Consider the following 4,796-nt stretch of genomic DNA (forward strand, 5'->3'; position numbering starts at 1 on the left):
GAAGTCATCAAATCATGAGGAGTTGCAATGACGAATGACGCAAAGACACGTGAAATCCGCGAGACGATTGACAGTCTCATAACAGCCGGAACCACCGCAGACCTGAACGGTTTGAACGCCATCTATCACGATGACATGAAAACCCACATGATCGATACGGACGGCAATCTTGCCCAGGCCGACAAGCCGGCTTTTATCGCGATGCTGAAAGAATTGATCGAGGGCAGTGCCGGGATCGACAATACCTGGGCCGAATATAACGCGATCGAAGCCGAAGGCGAAAAGGGCCATGTCCTTATCACGCGAAAGGTTACACTCGGCGGAGAGGCCAGAATTCTGGTCCTGAGCATTGATCTCGTCTTTGAAGACGCGCGCTGGCAGGTGGTTCGCGAAGTGATTTTCTCGCGTCCGAATTCAGAACTGACCGTTCACTAACGAAAATTTCCCAAAAATCGGAGACTTTGTAATGCGATACTTCATCGTAATGGTGATGCTCGGCTTGTTGACTGTACCTTCGATTGCTGACGAGAAGCACGATAGGGCGATTAAAGATCTGACCGGGTTGAATGATCGTTTCAACGCCGCCGCAGCGGTTGGAAATGCCGACGCACTGGTCGATCTGTATTCGGAAGACACGATCTGGATCGCACCGGCTACTCCGCCGGTCCAGGGACTTGAAGAACCAAGAAAGCTGTTCGAATTCGTGACCTCGAACAACGGCAGTGTAACTCACACAATCGACCACTTGTTTGTATCCGAAGATGCAACACTTGCCGTGATGATCGGTTCGGTGGATGCCAGGATTGAAAGCGCCGGCATGGAGGCCGAGGGTACCTATCTGTTCGTCCTGGAACCTGAGGCCGGTGACTGGAAAATCGTCACCGATATGTGGCAACAACACAAAGAGGATTAGGTGCCGGTTTTCGAAAGCAGGTATTGATCGTGCAAGCCAATCGGCACTCATCGGGTGTCGGTTGGCTTGTTGCGTTGAGGAAAACGAAAATGCTCGACGGATTTCAGTTGGCGGATTAGAACCGGCGACAGGAGTTGCCGGAGGAACCATGAAACCGACAAACCCGGTCTTTACCGGTATCAACACCACAGTCTTCGAAACGATGTCGCGTCTGGCGATGGCCCATGGTGCGGTCAATCTGGGGCAGGGATTTCCGGATGTCGACGGACCTGCCGATGTCAGGCAAGTGGCGGCGAAGGCACTGATCGACGGACCAAATCAATACCCGCCCATGTTGGGAATTCCGGAATTGCGTCAAGCCGTGGCCGATGCCGACAAGCGGTTCTATGGTCTTGAAATTGATCCTCAGAAAGAAGTGCTCGTCACGTCCGGTGCAACCGAAGCGCTGGCGGATTGTATCTTTGCTCTTGTATCGCCCGGCGACGAAGTCGTTTTGATCGAACCGCTTTACGATTGTTACCTGCCGTTGGTGAAGCAGGCAGGTGGTGTTCCAGTGCGGGTCCGGGTGACGCCACCGCACTGGGATCTTGATCCGGACGCTCTCAGGGCCGCATTCTCCGAAAAGACCAAGGCCATCCTTATCAACAATCCGATGAACCCGACTGCCAAGGTGTTTACAGAGAGCGAGTTACAACTGGTTGCGGATCTATGCCGGGAACATGACGTCTACGCAATTTGTGACGAGGTTTACGAGCACCTTGTGTTTGATAACCAGAAACATCGCCCCTTGATGGCGTTTGAGGACATGCGGGAGCGGACAGTTCGGATCGGGTCTGCCGGCAAGACCTTTTCCCTGACAGGTTGGAAGGTCGGCTACGTGACTGGCCCGGCAAACCTGATGGATCCGATTTCCAAGGCCCATCAATGGGTGACCTTTACGACGCCGCCCAATCTGCAAAAGGCCGTCGCCTACGGATTGTCGAAAGACGAAAGCTACTATACCGGTCTGGCGAATGAGTTGATGGCCAAGCGCGATCGCATGGCAAGGGCATTGTCAGGGCTCGGATTTTCCGTTTTGCCCTGTGCCGCCACCTATTTTTTGACATGTGGCATTGAAGGGTTGAACCTGGGCGCGAATGATGTTGAAGCCTGTGAAGTCCTGGTGAAGGAAGCAGGTGTCGCTGCGGTTCCCGTTTCGGCGTTCTATGGAGACGATGCACCGACAAGTTTCATCCGATTCTGTTTTTGCAAACGGGATGAGGTGATTGACGAAGCCATGTCGCGCCTGCAGGGATTTTTGACTGCGACGAACTCCGAATCCGCATAGCTTGAAAGTGCATTTGTGATCAGGATGAGAAACTTCATGGACAATCCGGCTCTGGTTGATGTCACCCGTGGCAATCTTACTGAAAGCCTCCATCGCGGCAGCCTGGCGATCGTTGATACGGCCGGCAAGCTTGTTTGCGGCATTGGTGACGTTGAGGCGCGGGTGTTTCCGCGTTCCGCCATCAAAGCCTTGCAGGCCTTGCCGCTGGTTGAGTCCGGAGCTGCCGATGCACTGGATCTGACCGACGCGGAATTGTCGCTTGCCTGTGCCTCGCATAGTGGTGAGGAAGTTCATGCAAATTCAGCGCGCGTGATGCTCATGAAGGCCGGTCTTACCGAAGATGCTCTCGAGTGCGGTCCGCAATGGCCACAGCGCATGGAAGATGCGGCCAAACTCATTCTTGCCGGTGAAGCACCTTGCGGTTTGCACAATAACTGTTCGGGCAAGCATGCAGGGTTTCTTGGGCTCGCCAAGGTGATGGGTGTTGAAACCAAAGGTTATGTAGAGGCAGGACATCCCGTACAGCAAGAGGTCCGTCTGGCCGTGGAGCAAATGACGGGCGATACTTTAACGGAAGATATCTGCGGCACCGACGGCTGCTCGATTCCGACCTACGCTTCGCCTTTGCAGAGCTTCGCCAGAGCGTTTGCGGTGTTCGGTACGGGAGAAGGGCTTAAAACCCTGAGGGCCGACGCGGCCGAACGAATTTACGATGCCTGCATCAACGAGCCTTACATGGTTGCCGGCGCAGATCGTTTCTGTACCAGGGTGATGGAAGGCTTCCGCGGACGGGTTTTTGTTAAGACAGGTGCCGAAGGTGTTTTTTGTGCTTCGATCCCGGAACTCGGATTTGGTGTCGCGCTGAAATGCGAAGACGGCGCGACAAGGGCGTCCGAGGTCATGATGGCGACGGTCCTGGAAGTGATGCTGGAGCTGAACGAGGACGAAGCGGTGCTTCTGGATGGTCTGGTGAACCCGCCAATTTTGACCCGGCTTGGTGCGCAGGCAGGGCAAATCCGGCCGCGCGAAGAATTCCTGTCACTATTGAAATCAGCTCTGCCGTGAGTTGAATTTTATCAGCTATAAAGTTTTTAACATCAGTATCTTGTTTTCTGTTCTTAAAGTTTCATGCCAACCAAGATGCTGGTAGAGCGACACGTTTTCCGGCAGGTCGACATGCGTGGCAAGCCGGATTTCAGTTGCTCCTCGTTCCTTTGATGTCGCTTCCATGGCCGCTATGAGCGCTTTGCCGATCCCCTTGCCCTTGAACGAAGGGTCGACGGCGATATTCACCAGATGAGCTTTCTTCTCCTGAATGCTGAAAATGGCGCATCCTGCAATCTCACCGTCGTATTCTGCGACAAGGACGGTTTTTTTCGCGATATCCTCTTCAACGCCGGCCGAGACATCCGGCAGATCGGAAAGCTTCTCTCTTATCGGTGCATAGGCCCGGTCGATACAGTCTTTCAGCAACATTGCATCTTGCAATTTTGCCTCGCGAATGGCTGGCTGATTGTTTGTTGTTTTCATTGGAGTTTCACCATGGGGCACCATTCAGGTCTATCTTTCCGTTTCACGCATGCGATCACACGCAAACCTGCGGACAGTGTGGCAAGTGGCATTCGAGCTGTCGATTCCGGTGATCCGAGCGGCGCAAAGTTCAGGGAAGAACATGAGCTCTATGTAAACGCGCTTCAAGAGGCAGGGCTTTCGGTAGTCGTTTTGCCACCTCTGGAGACGTTTCCAGACAGCTGTTTCGTCGAAGATCCGGCTTTTTGTCTGCCGGAAGGCGCGATCCAGCTTCGGCCGGGAACCGACAGCCGGGAGGGCGAGGGGGCCGCGATCCGTCCGGCTCTGGATGCGGTATTTGAAAAAGTTGTCGAACTTCCCGGGACTGGTCATGTCGACGGTGGTGATGTCCTGACGTTGGACGATGTCATTCTCATCGGACTGTCCGCCCGCACTGACCAGGCGGGTGCGGATGACTTCGCCAAAGTACTCGCAGAATGGGGATACAAGGCGGAAGTCTGCGAAACGCCTGAAGGGGTCCTTCATTTCAAGACGGCCTGTTCCACCCTGGGAGACGGTGTCATCCTTGCCACCAAAGTTATGGCAGATAGTGGTTTCTTCGGTGATCGCAAAGTCATCGTCGTACCGGAAGGCGAGGAATACGCAGCCAATGTTATCCGGGTGAACGATGTTGTTCTTGTTCCCGAGGGGTACCCGAAAACGCTGGCTGCTATTGAAGCAGCAGGATTTCGAACTGTCGTTGTGCCAACCCATGAAGCACGTAAGGTCGATGGGGGGCTTTCGTGCCTTTCCTTGAGGTTCGCGGTTTCATGAGGAACGTGTGAAGCAAGAAGAGTGTTGAGAAGCCCGGCAGTTTCAATTGGTTGCCGGGCTTTCAAATCCGTGAGGGGTCAATTTTGTTTGGATGTGCTGCCTAAGGGATCCAGTTGATCGCGCAACCAGTCTCCGAGCAGATTCAGACCCAGAACGGTTAGCATGATTGCGAGTCCGGGAAAGACAGTTACCCACCATGCTGTCTGGATGTAG

At 54.0% G+C, this 4,796-nt stretch carries 6 protein-coding genes and 1 pseudogene; 5 read left to right on the forward strand and 2 right to left on the reverse strand.

All coding sequences use genetic code 11. The features are described from left to right. The first annotated feature begins 27 nt into the window (after window positions 1-27). From K5905_RS27600 to K5905_RS27615, 4 genes are all read left to right on the forward strand, one after another. On the forward strand, window positions 28-435 hold the full coding sequence (locus K5905_RS27600; RefSeq protein WP_297590327.1) for a hypothetical protein: 408 nt from the start codon (window positions 28-30) through the stop codon (window positions 433-435). Window positions 436-466: 31 nt separating this feature from the next. Next, window positions 467-913 (forward strand): nuclear transport factor 2 family protein, encoded by a 447-nt coding sequence (locus K5905_RS27605; RefSeq protein WP_297590330.1) that lies wholly within the window; start codon window positions 467-469, stop codon window positions 911-913. A gap of 148 nt (window positions 914-1,061) precedes the next feature. Next, complete coding sequence (locus K5905_RS27610) at window positions 1,062-2,240, forward strand: aminotransferase (RefSeq protein WP_297590331.1); 1,179 nt, start codon at window positions 1,062-1,064, stop codon at window positions 2,238-2,240. Window positions 2,241-2,276: 36 nt separating this feature from the next. Beyond that, complete coding sequence (locus K5905_RS27615) at window positions 2,277-3,305, forward strand: asparaginase (RefSeq protein ID WP_297590333.1); 1,029 nt, start codon at window positions 2,277-2,279, stop codon at window positions 3,303-3,305. Window positions 3,306-3,320: 15 nt separating this feature from the next. On the opposite strand, the gene K5905_RS27620 is transcribed toward K5905_RS27615, so the two are convergent. Beyond that, entirely contained in the window at window positions 3,321-3,770 is a 450-nt protein-coding gene (locus K5905_RS27620; protein ID WP_297590336.1) for a GNAT family N-acetyltransferase, read from the reverse strand. A gap of 12 nt (window positions 3,771-3,782) precedes the next feature. Between K5905_RS27620 and K5905_RS27625 the strand changes: the two genes are divergently transcribed. Then, window positions 3,783-4,583 carry a dimethylarginine dimethylaminohydrolase gene (locus K5905_RS27625; RefSeq protein ID WP_297590339.1) on the forward strand — a complete coding sequence of 267 codons (801 nt, stop codon included), beginning with the start codon at window positions 3,783-3,785 and terminating at the stop codon, window positions 4,581-4,583. Between the two features lie 77 nt (window positions 4,584-4,660). On the opposite strand, the pseudogene K5905_RS27630 reads toward K5905_RS27625, so the two are convergent. Continuing rightward, window positions 4,661-4,796 (reverse strand): annotated as a pseudogene (locus K5905_RS27630) (ABC transporter permease); the annotation flags it as partial.

It is taken from the genome of Roseibium sp. (assembly GCF_025698965.1).
Classification (GTDB): domain Bacteria; phylum Pseudomonadota; class Alphaproteobacteria; order Rhizobiales; family Stappiaceae; genus Roseibium.